Annotated in this window: 11 protein-coding genes and 1 pseudogene; 9 read left to right on the top strand and 3 right to left on the bottom strand. The window is 72.2% G+C overall.

Features of this window, described 5'->3' with window-relative positions; genetic code table 11:
• Window positions 1–187: 187 nt before the first annotated feature.
• Complete coding sequence (gene lepA / locus F8R89_RS11860) at window positions 188–2,056, top strand: translation elongation factor 4 (protein ID WP_151783949.1); 1,869 nt, start codon at window positions 188–190, stop codon at window positions 2,054–2,056.
• A gap of 240 nt (window positions 2,057–2,296) precedes the next feature.
• On the top strand, window positions 2,297–4,171 hold the full coding sequence (locus F8R89_RS11855; protein ID WP_151783948.1) for an AMP-dependent synthetase/ligase: 1,875 nt from the start codon (window positions 2,297–2,299) through the stop codon (window positions 4,169–4,171).
• Window positions 4,172–4,235: 64 nt separating this feature from the next.
• On the opposite strand, the gene F8R89_RS11850 is transcribed toward F8R89_RS11855, so the two are convergent.
• Window positions 4,236–4,811, bottom strand: a complete 576-nt coding sequence (locus F8R89_RS11850; RefSeq protein WP_151783947.1) for a two-component system response regulator — start codon at window positions 4,809–4,811, stop codon at window positions 4,236–4,238.
• Between the two features lie 216 nt (window positions 4,812–5,027).
• Here F8R89_RS11850 and F8R89_RS11845 point away from each other — a divergent pair, with 216 nt between their 5' ends.
• From F8R89_RS11845 to F8R89_RS11835, 3 genes and pseudogenes are all read left to right on the top strand, one after another.
• Window positions 5,028–7,238 (top strand): SpoIIE family protein phosphatase, encoded by a 2,211-nt coding sequence (locus tag F8R89_RS11845; protein WP_225994370.1) that lies wholly within the window; start codon window positions 5,028–5,030, stop codon window positions 7,236–7,238.
• Window positions 7,239–7,265: 27 nt separating this feature from the next.
• Window positions 7,266–8,498, top strand: coding sequence for a radical SAM family heme chaperone HemW (gene hemW, locus F8R89_RS11840; RefSeq protein WP_151783946.1), 1,233 nt, complete (start codon window positions 7,266–7,268; stop codon window positions 8,496–8,498).
• Window positions 8,499–8,597: 99 nt separating this feature from the next.
• Window positions 8,598–9,111: pseudogene (locus F8R89_RS11835) on the top strand (Uma2 family endonuclease).
• Here the strand turns inward: F8R89_RS11835 and F8R89_RS11830 are convergent.
• Together F8R89_RS11830 and F8R89_RS11825 are read right to left on the bottom strand one after the other, a co-directional pair.
• Entirely contained in the window at window positions 9,080–9,901 is an 822-nt protein-coding gene (locus F8R89_RS11830; protein WP_151783945.1) for a DUF3097 domain-containing protein, read from the bottom strand. The pseudogene F8R89_RS11835 and the gene F8R89_RS11830 overlap by 32 nt on opposite strands.
• Before the next feature lie 31 nt (window positions 9,902–9,932).
• Entirely contained in the window at window positions 9,933–10,673 is a 741-nt protein-coding gene (locus F8R89_RS11825) for an MBL fold metallo-hydrolase (protein ID WP_151783944.1), read from the bottom strand.
• 167 nt (window positions 10,674–10,840) lie between these two features.
• Between F8R89_RS11825 and hrcA the strand changes: the two genes are divergently transcribed.
• The 4 genes from hrcA (at window position 10,841) to F8R89_RS11805 (ending at window position 14,897) form a co-directional block, all read left to right on the top strand.
• The gene (gene hrcA / locus F8R89_RS11820) at window positions 10,841–11,857 is read left to right on the top strand and encodes a heat-inducible transcriptional repressor HrcA (protein WP_151783943.1); all 1,017 of its coding nucleotides are present in this window, start codon (window positions 10,841–10,843) and stop codon (window positions 11,855–11,857) included.
• Complete coding sequence (dnaJ, locus tag F8R89_RS11815) at window positions 11,858–12,994, top strand: molecular chaperone DnaJ (protein ID WP_151783942.1); 1,137 nt, start codon at window positions 11,858–11,860, stop codon at window positions 12,992–12,994.
• 77 nt (window positions 12,995–13,071) lie between these two features.
• Window positions 13,072–14,154 (top strand): nitronate monooxygenase, encoded by a 1,083-nt coding sequence (locus tag F8R89_RS11810; RefSeq protein WP_151783941.1) that lies wholly within the window; start codon window positions 13,072–13,074, stop codon window positions 14,152–14,154.
• The gene (locus F8R89_RS11805) at window positions 14,151–14,897 is read left to right on the top strand and encodes a 16S rRNA (uracil(1498)-N(3))-methyltransferase (protein WP_151783940.1); all 747 of its coding nucleotides are present in this window, start codon (window positions 14,151–14,153) and stop codon (window positions 14,895–14,897) included. The genes F8R89_RS11810 and F8R89_RS11805 overlap by 4 nt, the downstream gene beginning before the upstream one ends.
• The last annotated feature ends 58 nt before the right edge of the window (window positions 14,898–14,955 follow it).

The raw sequence follows: 14,955 nt of genomic DNA, 5'->3' as shown, positions 1-14,955 counted from the left end.
CCGGTCCCGTACCAGGTGATTTCTTGAAGGTGTGTCTCGCGCTGAGAGGGCATGAGACACAGCCACCCAGACTAGCAGTGGGCCGAAGAATGGCCCAAACCCGCTCCAGGTCGCCGCCCATGGGACCATGGAACCTACGTATCGATCCGACCCGAGGCATAAGGCGCCTCAAGAGACAGGACCCTGCGTGCCCGCGACCCCTAACAATGTGCCCGAGCCGAGCCGTACCGACCCGGCTCTGATCCGCAATTTCTGCATCATCGCGCACATCGACCACGGCAAGTCCACGCTCGCCGACCGGATGCTCCAGCTGACCGGTGTGGTCGAGCAGCGGCAGATGCGTGCTCAGTACCTCGACCGCATGGACATCGAGCGCGAGCGCGGTATCACGATCAAGTCCCAGGCGGTGCGTCTGCCGTGGGCTCCCACCCACGAACCCGGCAACACGCACATCCTCAACATGATCGACACCCCGGGGCACGTCGACTTCACCTACGAGGTCTCGCGGTCGCTCGCCGCCTGCGAGGGGACCATCCTCCTCGTCGACGCAGCCCAGGGCATCGAGGCGCAGACCCTCGCCAACCTCTACCTGGCGATGGAGAACGACCTCACGATCATCCCCGTGCTGAACAAGATCGACCTGCCGGCGGCGCAGCCCGAGAAGTTCGCCGAGGAGCTCGCCAACCTGGTCGGCTGCGACCCCGACGACGTGCTCCGGGTCTCCGCCAAGACCGGCGTCGGCGTCGACGCGCTGCTCGACAAGGTCGTCCGGGACATCCCGGCGCCGGTCGGCGTCGCGGACGCCCCGGCCCGCGCGATGATCTTCGACTCGGTCTACGACTCCTACCGCGGTGTCGTGACGTACGTCCGTGTCATCGACGGGCAGCTCAACAAGCGCGAGCGCATCAAGATGATGTCGACCGGCGCCACCCACGAGCTGCTGGAGATCGGGACGAACTCGCCCGAGATGCTCGGCGCCGACGGCCTGGGCGTCGGTGAGGTGGGCTACCTCATCACCGGTGTGAAGGACGTCCGCCAGTCCAAGGTCGGTGACACCGTCACCAGCCAGCAGAAGGGGGCCACGGAGGCGCTCGGGGGCTACAAGGACCCCAAGCCCATGGTCTTCTCGGGCCTGTACCCGCTGGACGGATCGGACTACCCGGAGCTGCGCGAGGCCCTGGACAAGCTGCAGCTCAACGACGCCGCCCTGGTCTACGAGCCGGAGACCTCCGCCGCCCTCGGCTTCGGTTTCCGTGTCGGCTTCCTCGGGCTGCTGCACCTGGACGTGATCCGGGAGCGGCTGGAGCGCGAGTTCGGCCTCGACCTGATCGCCACCGCCCCGAACGTGGTCTACCGGGTGGTGATGGAGGACGGCACCGAGCACACCGTCACCAACCCGAGCGAGTTCCCCGAGGGCAAGATCAACGAGGTGTACGAGCCGGTCGTGCGCGCCACGATCCTCGCGCCGACCGAGTTCATCGGCTCGATCATGGAGCTGTGCCAGACCCGGCGCGGCACCCTGCTCGGCATGGACTACCTCTCCGAGGACCGGGTGGAGATCCGCTACACCCTGCCGCTCGCGGAGATCGTCTTCGACTTCTTCGACCAGCTGAAGTCCAAGACGCGCGGCTACGCCTCGCTGGACTACGAGCCCACCGGCGAGCAGACCTCCAGCCTGGTCAAGGTCGACATCCTGCTGCACGGCGACAAGGTGGACGCCTTCTCGGCGATCACCCACAAGGACGCCGCGTACGCGTACGGGGTGCGGCTCGTCGCCAAGCTGCGCGAGCTGATCCCGCGGCAGGCCTTCGAGGTGCCGATCCAGGCGGCCATCGGCTCCCGGGTGATCGCCCGCGAGACCATCCGCGCTATCCGCAAGGACGTCCTCGCCAAGTGCTACGGCGGTGACATCTCCCGGAAGCGCAAGCTGCTGGAGAAGCAGAAGGAAGGCAAGAAGCGGATGAAGATGGTGGGTTCCGTGGAGGTTCCCCAGGAAGCCTTCATCGCGGTGCTGAGCAGCGATGACAGCGCGGGGTCGGGCAAGGGCAAGAAGTGACCACGGGTAACCCCGTGTGACCCGGCAAATCGCCGCATCAGGGGGTCCGTCGTGCGAAAGCGCGACGGACCCTTCTGTGTGCGCGTCGTGACCATTCGGAGGAAGTGACAGGGCGCAGGCTCTTACGCGGGGGGCTGTCGACCTTTAACCTGATGCCTGCTCGATAGTTACTCGCGAGTTAAACAAGCGTGAGTGGAACGTGGAACCAGCCGCACCGTCGCGGGGCCCCCGGAGGATGTCGTGAGCGACACACAGACACTGATCGAGAACCGTCCGCCGAGCGTGGCGACCCTCTTTCTGGAGCGCGTGGCCGCCACGCCGGACGCCGAGGCGTACCGCTATCCGACACCGCCCGCGTCCGGGGAGGGCCCGGACGACTGGAAGTCGCTGAGCTGGGCGCAGGCCGCCGAGCGCGTGCACTCCATCGCGGCCGGCCTCATCGAGCTGGGGGTGCAGCCCGAGGAGCGGGTGGCGCTCGCGTCCTCCACCCGGATCGAGTGGATCCTCGCCGACCTGGGCATCATGTGCGCCGGCGCGGCCACCACCACCGTGTACCCGCAGACCAACGCCGAGGAGTCGGCGTTCATCCTCGCCGACTCCGAGAGCCGGGTGCTGATCGCCGAGGACGCGGCGCAGGTCGCCAAGGCCCGCGAGAAGCGCGCCGAGCTGCCGCAGCTGCTCCAGGTCGTCGTGATCGACGCGGCCGGTGTGGAGACCGACGACTGGGTCATCGGCCTCGCCGAGCTGGAGGCCCGCGGCGCGGCCCGGCTGGAGAAGGAGCCGGGCCTGATCAAGCAACGGGTCGGCGCGATCACCAAGGACCAGCTCGCCACCCTGATCTACACCTCCGGCACCACCGGCCGCCCCAAGGGCGTGCGCCTGCCGCACGACAACTGGGCGTACATGGCGAAGGCGATCGCCGCGACCGGCCTGGTCAGCGGGGACGACGTGCAGTACCTGTGGCTGCCGCTCGCGCACGTCTTCGGCAAGGTGCTCACCTCCGGCCAGATCGAGGTCGGGCACGTCACCGCCGTCGACGGCCGTGTCGACAAGATCATCGAGAACCTGCCGGTCGTGAAGCCGACCTACATGGCCGCCGTGCCGCGCATCTTCGAGAAGGTCTACAACGGGGTCGCCGCCAAGGCCCGCGCGGGCGGCGGCGCCAAGTACAAGATCTTCCAGTGGGCGGCCGGCGTCGCCCGCGAGTACGCCAAGGTCACCCAGGACAACTTCCGGCGCACCGGCACCCACTCCGCGCCGTTCGGCCTGGCCACCAAGCACAAGGTCGCCGACGCGCTCGTGTACGCCAAGATCCGTGAGGCCTTCGGCGGCAACCTGCGCGCCTGCGTCTCCGGCAGCGCGGCGCTCGCCCCGGAGATCGGCTACTTCTTCGCGGGCGCCGGCATCCACATCCTGGAGGGCTACGGCCTCACCGAGTCCTCCGCCGCGTCCTTCGTGAACCCCGGCGAGGCGTACCGCACCGGCACGGTCGGCAAGCCGCTGCCCGGCACCGAGGTCCGTATCGCCGACGACGGCGAGATCCTGCTGCGCGGCCCCGGCATCATGCAGGGCTACCACGGGCTGCCGGAGAAGACCGCCGAGGTCCTGGAGGCCGACGGCTGGTTCCACACCGGTGACATCGGCGAGCTGTCCCCGGACGGCTACCTGCGGATCACCGACCGCAAGAAGGACCTCATCAAGACGTCCGGCGGCAAGTACATCGCGCCCGCCGAGGTGGAGGGCCAGTTCAAGGCGGTCTGCCCGTACGTCTCGAACATCCTCGTGCACGGCGCCGACCGGAACTTCTGCACGGCGCTGATCGCCCTCGACGAGATCGCCCTGCAGGCGTGGGCCGAGGAGAACGGGCTCGGGGGCAAGCCGTACGCCGAGATCGTGGCCGCGCCGGAGACGGTCGCCATGGTCGACGCCTATGTGCAGCAGCTCAACGCCGGGCTGCAGAAGTGGCAGACGATCAAGAAGTTCCGGCTGCTGCCGCGCGACCTCGACGTGGAGCACGGCGAGATCACGCCCAGCCTGAAGCTGAAGCGCCCCGTCGTGGAGCGCGAGTACAAGGACCTCATCGAGGAGATGTACGCGGGGACGCGGGAGGCCTGACCCCTCCGGCCCCTTCCCGTGGTGGACCGCGCGGCGTGCCGCGCGGTCCACACGTCTGCCGGGGTCAGGAGCCGTGCGGCCCGTCCGCCAGCTCCCGCAGCTCCCGGACCCGGTCGCGCAGCGTCGCGGTGTCCGGGGGGTCCTCCCGGTCCAGGTCCCGGGCCAGGGCGTCCAGGCGCAGAAGGAACTCCGCGCCACGCGGCGGCCTGCGCGCCAGCAGCCGGGCCAGCTGCTGGTTCTTGCGGTGCAGCTCCAGGAACACACGGACCTTGGCCCGCAGCACCCACGGGTCGAACGGCTTCGTCAGATAGTCGGCGGCCCCCGTGGCATAGCCGCGGAACGCGAAGCCGGGCTCGTCGTCGGCGCCGGTCAGGAAGATGATCGGGACGTCCTTGGCCTCGTCGAGCCGTTTGATGTTCGCGGCGGTCTCGAACCCGTCCATGCCCGGCATCCGCACGTCGAGCAGCACCAGGGCGAACCGCTGCCGCAGCAGCGCCTCCATCGCCTCCTCACCCGACCGCGCCCGGACGAGAGGCTCGTCGAGGGAGGCCAGCACGGCCTCCAGGGCGATCAGGTTGTCCTCCATGTCATCGACCAGAAGGATGCCGGCACGCTCGTCGGCCGTTGCCTCATCGGTCATGGGAAAGCCTCATTCGGGGATGCCGCCGCGTCGAGCGGGAGGCGGCTCAGCCGCTCGAATTCGGTCGTCATCCGGTCCGTCTTCGAGCACGGGCGTAGCACGGTTCTCACTCATGGCGGCCCACTTCGGTAACTCGGTGCTTATGGGCGCGGCCAGTCTGTCACTGTGGCGGCGTCGGCTGAGGCGTATTCGTTCGAACTGCTCGGGGAGCTGTCCATGGGGGCCATTCCGGTGCAACGGGAGACCGTCACCCGTGCCTCTGATGCGCCCGCGCACCCGGGGGACGCGCCCCCGCGCGCCCAGGACGCGCCCGCGCACCCCCTGAGTGCGCCCGCGCACGCGAGTCCGCGCGGCCCTGCGCCCGCGCAGCACACGGACACGCCCGCGCACCTACCTGACGCTCCCGCGCACACCGGACCGCCCGGCGCGCAACCGGGTACGCCCGGCGCGCACACCGATCCGCCCGGCGTACACCCCGGTCCGCCCCCGGAGACCCGTGCTCTCCTCCCCGGCAGCTCCCTCTCCCCGGCCACCGCCCGGACCCTCGTCCGCTCCGCTCTGTCGGAGTGGGCGGCCTCCGGTCTCCCCGGCGCCGACCGTATCCAGGAGCGCCAGATCCAGGACGCCGTACTGGCCGTCAGCGAGCTCGTCACCAACGCCGTCGTGCACGCCGGCACGGACGTCCGGCTGACCTGCCGGCTGGAGCCGGACACCGGTGCCCTGGTCGTGGAGGTGCTGGACCACCACCCCTCGCGCGCCCCGCGCGACACGGAGGCGGAGGGCCCGTACGACTCCCCCGAGCACGGGCGCGGACTGCGCCTGGTGGCCCGGCTCGCCGAGTCCTGGGGCGTCACCTACCGCACCGGCTCCAAGACCGTGTGGGCCCGGCTGCCCCCCGAGGACCAGGCGGGAGAGGCGGACGGCCCGCGCCCCCACGGCGGGGAGCACGCGCCGGACGGCGGGTTGCGCGTCGCCGAGATCCTCGCGCCGGAGCCGCCCCCGCCCGACACGGCGCCGGAGCCGCCCGCCCCGTCCGGCACGGCGCCGGAGCCGCCCCCGTCCGCCCCGCCCGATACGGCGGGGGAGCACCCCCATCGCGGGGAGCGGGAGCGGGACTGGCTCAACCGGGGCGCCCTCTCCTTCCTCGCCGAGGCGTCCGACCTGCTCGCCGGGCAGCTCGACGAGAACCTGGTCGCCGCGCTCGCCGGCCAGCTGATCGTGCCGCGCCTCGCCGACTGGTGCGCGGTGTGGCTGGAGGACGAGGTCGCCGGGCGCTGGGGACACGGCGGCCCCGGCGAGAGCGGCCCGGTCGACGGCACCGGCCCCCGCCTGGCCCGCGTCTGGCACGCCTCGGAGAACCACATCGAGGACCTGCGCCGCGTCCTGGACAAGGAGCCCCCGCGCCCGGCGGACGCCCACCGCACCGGGCCCGTCACCCACCCCTGGCCCGGCGAGGCGCTCGGCGCGCGCGGCGCGCGGGGCACCGCGCTCGCGTACCGCCTGGTCGCCGGGGGCCGCCCGCTGGGCACGCTGGTCATCGGGCGGGCCGGCGTGACGAGCCTCCCCGACGAGATCACCGGGCTCGTCGAGGACCTCGCCCGGAGAGTGGCCCTCGCCATCGGCGCGGCCCGCCAGTACGCGCGGCAGGCCACCATCAGCCGGGTGCTCCAGCGCGGACTGCTGCCCGGCGCCGTCGCGGAGATCCCCGGCGTGGCCAGCGCGCTGGTGTACGAGCCGTGCGACAAGGGCGGCCCGAGCGGCGACTTCTACGACCTCTTCCCGGCCGGCGACGGCCGCTGGTGCTTCGCCATCGGCGACGTCCAGGGCAAGGGGCCCGAGGCGGCCGTGGTGATCGGCATCGCCCGCCCCTGGCTGCGGCTCCTCGCCCGCGAGGGCTACCGCGTCGCCGACGTCCTCGACCGCCTCAACCAGCTCCTCCTCGACGACGCCACCGAGGCCGCCGACGCCGCCGCCCGCGCCCTCGTCGGACCCGTCGTCCCCGGCGACGGCCCGCAGACCCGGTTCCTGTCCCTCCTGTACGGCGAGCTGACCCCGTTCGACGGCGGCGTGCGCTGCACGCTCGGCTCCGCCGGGCACCCGCTGCCCCTCCTGCTCGGCGCGGACGGCGAGGTCCACACCGCCGCCCAGCCGCAGACCCTGCTCGGGGTGTTCGAGGACGCCACCTACACCAGCGAGACCTTCGAGCTGCGCTCCGGCGAGACCCTGCTCTGTGTGACGGACGGGGTGACCGAGCGGCGCAGCGGCTCCCGCCAGTTCGACGACGGAGACGGCCTCGCGGCCGCGCTGGCCGGCTGCGCGGGCCTGAACGCCGACCTCATCGCGCAACGCATCCGCACGCTGGTGCACGAGTTCGGCGGGCGCCCGCCGGAGGACGATCTCGCGCTGCTGGTGCTCCAGGCCGAGTAGCCCGCGCGGTGCGGGACAATGGAGCCCATGCCCTCCGCACTCCCCGACGGCGAGCCCGTCCCCGCCGACGGCGCGCTGCCCCCGCAGGCGCTCACCGGCGCGGCCGACCGCCCCCTCGGCTTCTATCTGCACGTCCCGTACTGCGCGACCCGCTGCGGCTACTGCGACTTCAACACCTACACGGCGACCGAGCTGCGCGGCAGCGGCGGCGTCCTGGCGTCCCGCGACAACTACGCCGAGACCCTCGTCGACGAGATCCGCCTGGCCCGCAAGGTGCTGGGCGACGACCCGCGCGAGGTCCGCACGGTCTTCGTCGGCGGCGGTACGCCCACCCTGCTGGACGCCGGCGACCTCGTGCGGATGCTCGGGGCGATCCGCGACGAGTTCGGGCTCGCGGCGGGCGCCGAGATCACCACGGAGGCCAACCCGGAGTCGGTCGACCCGGGCTATCTGGCCACGCTCCGCGAGGGCGGCTTCAACCGGATCTCGTTCGGCATGCAGAGCGCGCGGCAGCACGTCCTGAAGGTCCTGGACCGCACCCACACCCCCGGCCGTCCCGAGGCGTGCGTGGCCGAGGCCCGCGCGGCCGGCTTCGACCATGTGAACCTCGACCTGATCTACGGCACCCCGGGGGAGTCCGACGACGACTGGCGGGCGTCCCTTCAGGCCGCGATCGGCGCCGGGCCCGACCATGTGTCGGCGTACGCGCTGATCGTCGAGGAGGGGACCCAGCTGGCCCGGCGCATCCGCCGCGGCGAGGTCCCGATGACCGACGACGACGTCCACGCCGACCGCTACCTGATCGCCGAGTCCGTCCTGTCCGAGGCGGGCTACGACTGGTACGAGGTGTCCAACTGGGCCACCACCGAGGCGGGCCGCTGCCTGCACAACGAGCTGTACTGGCGCGGCGCCGACTGGTGGGGCGCGGGCCCGGGCGCCCACTCCCACGTCGGCGGGGTCCGCTGGTGGAACGTCAAGCACCCCGGCGCCTACGCGGCGGCACTCGCGGAGGGACGCTCCCCGGGCGCCGGCCGCGAACTCCTCACCGTCGAGGACCGGCGCGTCGAACGCATCCTCCTGGAGCTGCGCCTGCGTGAGGGCGCCCCGCTGGACCTGCTCCACGAGGAGGGCCTGCGCGCGTCCCGCCGCGCCCTGTCCGAGGGGCTGCTGGAGCAGGGGCCGTACGACGAGGGACGCGCGGTGCTGACCCTGCGCGGCCGCCTGCTCGCGGACGCGGTGGTCAGGGATCTGGTGGACTGATCACTCCGGCGAGTGAATCCCCCCGGAACGCCGGTTCGGTCCTAACCTGGTTCGCAGGCTGCCGCCAAAAGGACGCGGCGGATGTGGAGGGCCACGGAGATGACCGCTGTGGACGAGCGTGGGATGACCAAGTACTTCGAGGAACTTGAGCCTCCCGAGGCGTCAGGGTCGAGCTTCTCCGGGGGGAAATCGTGATGATGGCGGCTCCCGATCTGGTGCACAACCGGATCGTGGCGGATGTGCAGGACCAGATTCCGCGGAAGCCCCGGGAGCGACTCCAGACGACGGACCTGGACATCGTCGACGAGGCCAGCGAGCCCATCCCGGACCTCGTGGTGCTGGAACGCGGTGTGGCTCGAGCGTCGACCGGGACTACGGGATGAAGCGTTCCATCTAAGCGGCGGGCAGGATCCCCGTCTACCTGATCATCGACCCGATCATGGCCCACTGCGTTCTCCTCACCGACCCCGTCGGGGAGGGAGATCAAGCTGACTATCGCGGGCAGTGGATCACGAAATTCGGTGATCCCGTGCTGCTCGAACCGCTCGGTGTGGAACTGGACACGGGCGAGTTCGGAACCCTCACGGGCGTCCGGCGTCACCGCCTGCCGTGACGAAGTCGATCAGCTCCTCCACCCGCCCCAGCAGCTCCGGCTCCAGGTCCCTGTAGGAGCCGACCCGCTTCAGGATCGCCTGCCACACCGCGCCGGTGTTGTCCGGCGGCCAGCCCAGGGCGCGGCAGACGCCCTTCTTCCAGTCCTGGCCGTGCGGCACCCGCGGCCACGCCTCGATGCCCAGGGAGGAGGGCTTCACGGCCTCCCAGATGTCGATGTACGGGTGGCCGACGACCAGCGCGTGCTCACTCGTCACCGCCTGTGCGATCCGCCACTCCTTCGAGCCCGGCACCAGGTGGTCCACCAGGACGCCCAGCCGCGCGTCGGGGCCCGGCGCGAACTCGTCGACGATCGTCGGCAGGTCGTCGACGCCCTCCAGGTACTCCACGACGACGCCCTCGACGCGCAGGTCGTCGCCCCACACCTTCTCGACCAGCTCGGCGTCGTGCCGGCCCTCCACGTAGATGCGCCCGGCGCGGGCCACCCGGGCCCGCGCGCCCGGGACCGCCACCGAGCCGGACGCCGTGCGCGCCGGGCGCGCGGGGCCCGCGGCCGGCTTCACCAGGGTCACCACGCGGCCCTCCAGCAGGAAGCCCCGCGGCTCCATCGGGAAGACCCGGTGCTTGCCGAAGCGGTCCTCCAGAGTGACCGTGCCCGCCTCGCAGCGGATCACCGCGCCGCAGAAGCCCGTACCGGGCTCCTCGACCACCAGCCCCGGCTCCGCCGGGACCTCGGGGACGGACGTGGGCTTCTTCCAGGGCGGGGTCAGATCCGGGGAGTACTGGCGCATTCGGATGACGATAGGAGAACCGGACGCCCGGTCACCGCGACACGCCGAATCTCGCGGCCAGCCCGTCGCGCTGCCGCCGTACGAACTCCGCGTCCACCACCGCTCCGTGACCGGGCACGTACAGCGCGTCCCCGCCGCCCAGGTCGAGGAGGCGGTCCAGCGCGTCCGGCCAGTGCGACGGCACGGCGTCCGGGCCGGCCTGCGGCTCCCCGGACTCCTCCACCAGGTCGCCGCAGAACACCACCTCCGGCTCGCCGGGGAGCCGGCCCGGCACCAGCACCACCAGGTCGTGGGCCGTGTGCGCCGGACCCACGTTCGCCAGCAGCACCTGGCGCCCGCCGCCCAGGTCCAGCGTCCACTCGCCGCTCACCGGATGGCGGGGCACCACCAGCGCGTCCGCCGCCTCCTCCGCCGCGCCCGCGTCCAGGCCGTGCCGCACCGCGTCCGCCCGCAGCTCCTCGCGCGCCCGCCCCTGGAGGACGGTCTCCACGCCCACCGGTCCGTAGACCTCGGCGCCCGCGAACGCCGCGGCGCCGAAGACATGATCGAAGTGGGGGTGGGTCAGCGCGAGATGGGTCACACGGTGACCGGTCAGCCACTGCGCCTGCGTCCGCAGCCGCGCCCCCTCCGCGAGGCTCGAACCGGCGTCCACGAGCAGGGCGGCCCCGTCGCCCGCGACCAGCCCCACCGTGCAGTCCCAGCCCGGCAGACGGCACCTGCCCACCCCGTCCGCCAACCGCTCCCACCCCAGCTCTTCCCAAGTCACCGTCATACCGCGACGCTATCGACAGCACCCCCGCCGAGCACGGAGGTGAAACCGACCGGCCTTGCCCGGGGTGTACCCCACCGCCGTACACTGGCCGGGGACGGCTGGCACTCGGACGGACAGAGTGCCAGGAACCGGCGTCAAGGGGACCGACCGCTGGAGGTGTGCGCGAGATGCTGAGTGAACGCAGGCTCCAGGTGCTGCGCGCGATCGTCCAGGACTACGTCGGGACGGAGGAGCCGGTCGGCTCCAAGGCGCTCACCGAGCGGCACAGCCTCGGCGTCTCCCCGGCGACCGTACGCAACGACATGGCGGCCCTGGAGGACGAGGGCTACATCGCGCAGCCGCACACCAGCGCCGGGCGCATCCCCACCGACAAGGGCTACCGGCTCTTCGTCGACAAGCTCGCCGGTGTGAAGCCGATGACCCCGCCCGAGCGGCGCGCCATCCAGAACTTCCTCGACGGCGCCGTCGACCTCGACGACGTCGTCGCGCGGACGGTACGGCTGCTCGCGCAGCTCACCCGGCAGGTCGCCGTCGTGCAGTACCCGTCGCTGACCCGGTCCACCGTCCGGCACGTCGAGCTGCTCTCGCTCGCCCCCGCGCGCGTGATGCTCGTGCTGATCACGGACACCGGCCGGGTCGAGCAGCGGATGATCGACTGCCCGGCACCCGTCGGCGAGGCCTCGCTCGCGGACCTGCGCGCCCGGCTGAACAGCAAGGTCGCGGGCCGGCGCTTCACCGACGTGCCCCGGCTCGTCGAGGACCTGCCCGAGGCGTTCGACGTCGAGGACCGCGGCACCGTCTCGACCGTGCTCTCCACCCTCCTGGAGACGCTCGTCGAGGAGAACGAGGAGCGGCTGATGATCGGCGGCACCGCCAATCTGACCCGCTTCACACATGATTTCCCCCTCACCATCCAGCCGGTGCTCGAAGCCCTGGAGGAGCAGGTCGTGCTCCTCAAGTTGCTGGGCGAGGCGGGGGATTCGGGCATGACCGTGCGCATCGGGCACGAGAACGCCTACGAAGGACTCAACTCCACGTCCGTCGTGTCGGTGGGCTACGGTTCGGGCGGCGAGGCAGTCGCCAAGCTCGGCGTGGTCGGACCGACCCGCATGGATTACCCGGGAACGATGGGAGCGGTACGCGCAGTGGCACGTTACGTCGGACAGATCCTGGCGGAGTCGTAGGTGGCCACGGACTACTACGCCGTGCTCGGCGTGCGTCGCGACGCGTCGCAGGAAGAGATCAAGAAGGCCTTCCGGCGGCTCGCCCGCGAGCTGCACCCGGACGTCAACCCGGACCCGAAGACCCAGGAGCGGTTCAAGGAGATCAACGCCGCCTACGAGGTGCTGTCGGACCCGCAGAAGAAGCAGGTCTACGACCTCGGCGGCGACCCGCTGTCCCAGGCGGGCGGCGGAGGCGCGGGCGGCTTCGGCGCCGGTGGCTTCGGCAACTTCTCCGACATCATGGACGCCTTCTTCGGCACCGCGTCCCAGCGGGGCCCGCGCTCGCGGACCCGGCGCGGCCAGGACGCGATGATCCGGCTGGAGGTCGAACTCGACGAGGCGGCCTTCGGCACCACGAAGGACATCCAGGTCGACACCGCCGTCGTCTGCAACACCTGCAACGGCGAGGGCGCCGCGCCCGGCACCTCCGCGCAGACCTGCGACATGTGCCGCGGCCGCGGCGAGGTGTCGCAGGTGACCCGGTCCTTCCTCGGCCAGGTCATGACCTCGCGCCCCTGCCCGCAGTGCCAGGGCTTCGGCACCGTCGTCCCCACACCGTGCCCGGAGTGCGCGGGCGACGGACGCGTGCGGTCCCGCCGCACGCTCACCGTCAAGATCCCGGCCGGCGTCGACAACGGCACGCGGATCCAGCTCGCGGGTGAGGGCGAGGTCGGCCCCGGCGGCGGTCCCGCCGGCGACCTGTACGTGGAGATCCACGAGCTGCCGCACTCCACCTTCCAGCGGCGCGGCGACGACCTGCACTGCACCGTCACCATCCCGATGACGGCGGCGGCGCTCGGCACCAAGGTCCCGCTGGAGACGCTGGACGGCATGGAGGAGGTCGACATCCGGCCCGGCACCCAGTCCGGCCAGTCGATCCCGCTGCACGGCCGCGGTGTGACGCATCTGCGCGGCGGGGGCCGCGGCGACCTCGTCGTGCACGTCGAGGTGCAGACCCCCACCAAGCTCGACCCCGAGCAGGAGCGCCTGCTGCGCGAGCTGTCCAAGCTGCGCGGCGAGGAGCGGCCCCAGGGCCAGTTCCAGCCCGGTCAGCAGGGGCTGTTCTCGCGGCTGAAGGACGCCTTCAACGGTCGGTGACCGAGCGGCCCGATCCCTTCCGCCGCAAGGGGAAGGGCCGATTCGGACTTGTTCGGAGGACGTGACACCATGCGGGCATGTCCTCCGCACTGACCGATCTCCTGCCGCACCCGATCGTGCAGGCCCCCATGGCGGGCGGTGTCTCCGTGCCGCAGCTCGCCGCTGCCGTGTCCGAGGCGGGAGGGCTGGGCTTCCTGGCCGCCGGGTACAAGACCGCCGACGGGATGTACCAGGAGATCAAGCAGCTGCGGAGCCTCACCCAGCGCCCCTTCGGCGTGAACCTCTTCATGCCCCAGCCGGAGCAGGCCGACCCGGCCGCCGTGGACGTCTACGCCCATCAGCTCGCCGGTGAGGCCGCCTGGTACGAGACCGAGCTGGGGGACCCCGAGAGCGGCCGCGACGACGGCTACGACGCCAAACTCGCCGTGCTGCTCGACAACCCGGTGCCGGTCGTCTCCTTCCACTTCGGGGTGCCCGGCGCCGACGTGCTGGAGTCCCTGCGCCGCGCCGGGACCTTCACCCTCGTCACCGCCACCACCCCCGACGAGGCCCTCGCCGTCGAGCGGGCCGGGGCGGACGCCGTGATCGCCCAGGGCGTCGAGGCGGGCGGCCACCAGGGCACCCACCGCGACAACCCCGAGGCCGAGTGCGCCGGACTCGGTGTGCTCACCCTGGTCTCCCAGATCCGCGAGACCGTGGGCCTCCCCGTCGTCGCCGCCGGGGGCATCATGCGGGGCGGCCAGATCGCCGCCGTCCTCGCCGCCGGGGCCGCCGCCGCCCAGCTCGGCACCGCCTTCCTGGCCACCCACGAGTCCGGCGCGAACGCCGTGCACAAGCAGGCGCTCACCAACCCCCTGTTCACCCGCACCGAGCTGACCCGTGCCTTCTCCGGCCGCCCGGCCCGCGGCCTCGTCAACCGCTTCCTGCGCGAGCACGGGCCGTACGCGCCCGCCGCCTACCCCGAGATCCACCACCTGACCGCGCCGCTGCGCAAGAAGGCCGCCGCCTCCGGCGACCCCCAGGGCATGGCGCTGTGGGCCGGGCAGGGCCACCGCCAGGCCCGCGAACTGCCCGCCGGTCAGCTCGTGGAGGTCCTGGCCGCCGAACTGGAAGCCGCGGCGACAGCGTTGTCCGCCCACCCGAAGGGACCCACCCGATGACCGCGCCCGTCTTCGTCGTCGACTCCCTGGAGCACGCCGGCGGGCCGTACGTCCTCGACGGGCCCGAGGGCCGGCACGCCGTGTCCGTGAAACGGCTGCGGGCCGGCGAGGAGGTCGTCCTCACCGACGGGCTCGGGCACTGGGCCGAGGGCGTCGTCGCCGCCGCCGAGGGCAAGGACCGGCTGGTCGTCGACCTCGGCGCGGTCGCCGAGGAGCCCGAGCCCCGGCCGCGGATCACCGTCGTCCAGGCCCTGCCCAAGGGCGACCGGGGCGAACTGGCCGTCGAGACCATGACCGAGACCGGCGTCGACCGGATCGTGCCGTGGACGGCCGCCCGCTGCATCACCCAGTGGAAGGGCGAGCGCGCGGCGAAGGCCCTCGGCAAGTGGCGGGCCACCGCCCGCGAGGCCGGCAAGCAGTCCCGCCGGGTGCGCTTCCCCGAGGTCACGGAGGCGGCCACCACCAAGCAGGTCGCCGCCCTCCTCGCGGGAGCCGCGTTCGCCGCCGTCCTGCACGAGGACCGGGACTACGGCAGCGCGCCGCTGGCCACCGCCGAACTGCCCGCCGAGGGCGACCTGGTGCTCGTCGTCGGTCCCGAAGGCGGCGTCTCCCCCGAGGAGTTGGCCGTGTTCGAGGAGGCCGGCGCACGCGCCCACCGCCTCGGCCGTTCCGTGCTGCGCACCTCGACCGCCGGGACCGCCGCGACGGCCCTGCTGCTGGGGCGCACCGGCCGCTGGTCCTGACACGGCATGGCCGTATGCGCCCTACCGCGACACGCGGGACAGTGGCAGGCTGCCCTTC

It is taken from the genome of Streptomyces sp. SS1-1, from assembly GCF_008973465.1.
GTDB lineage: Bacteria > Actinomycetota > Actinomycetes > Streptomycetales > Streptomycetaceae > Streptomyces.
The sequence above is the reverse complement of the archived record's forward strand: the minus strand, read 5'-3'. Positions and strand labels throughout refer to the sequence as shown.

Excerpts from the sequence above, each read along its gene's own strand:
- hemW (WP_151783946.1), top strand. The coding sequence starts at position 7,266 with ATGCCCTCCGCACTCCCCGACGGCGAGCCCGTCCCCGCCGACGGCGCG.
- F8R89_RS11830 (WP_151783945.1), bottom strand. The coding sequence starts at position 9,901 with ATGCGCCAGTACTCCCCGGATCTGACCCCGCCCTGGAAGAAGCCCACG.
- F8R89_RS11825 (WP_151783944.1), bottom strand. The coding sequence starts at position 10,673 with ATGACGGTGACTTGGGAAGAGCTGGGGTGGGAGCGGTTGGCGGACGGG.
- F8R89_RS11850 (WP_151783947.1), bottom strand. The coding sequence starts at position 4,811 with ATGACCGATGAGGCAACGGCCGACGAGCGTGCCGGCATCCTTCTGGTC.
- F8R89_RS11805 (WP_151783940.1), top strand. The coding sequence starts at position 14,151 with ATGACCGCGCCCGTCTTCGTCGTCGACTCCCTGGAGCACGCCGGCGGG.
- F8R89_RS11810 (WP_151783941.1), top strand. The coding sequence starts at position 13,072 with ATGTCCTCCGCACTGACCGATCTCCTGCCGCACCCGATCGTGCAGGCC.
- hrcA (WP_151783943.1), top strand. The coding sequence starts at position 10,841 with ATGCTGAGTGAACGCAGGCTCCAGGTGCTGCGCGCGATCGTCCAGGAC.
- F8R89_RS11845 (WP_225994370.1), top strand. The coding sequence starts at position 5,028 with ATGGGGGCCATTCCGGTGCAACGGGAGACCGTCACCCGTGCCTCTGAT.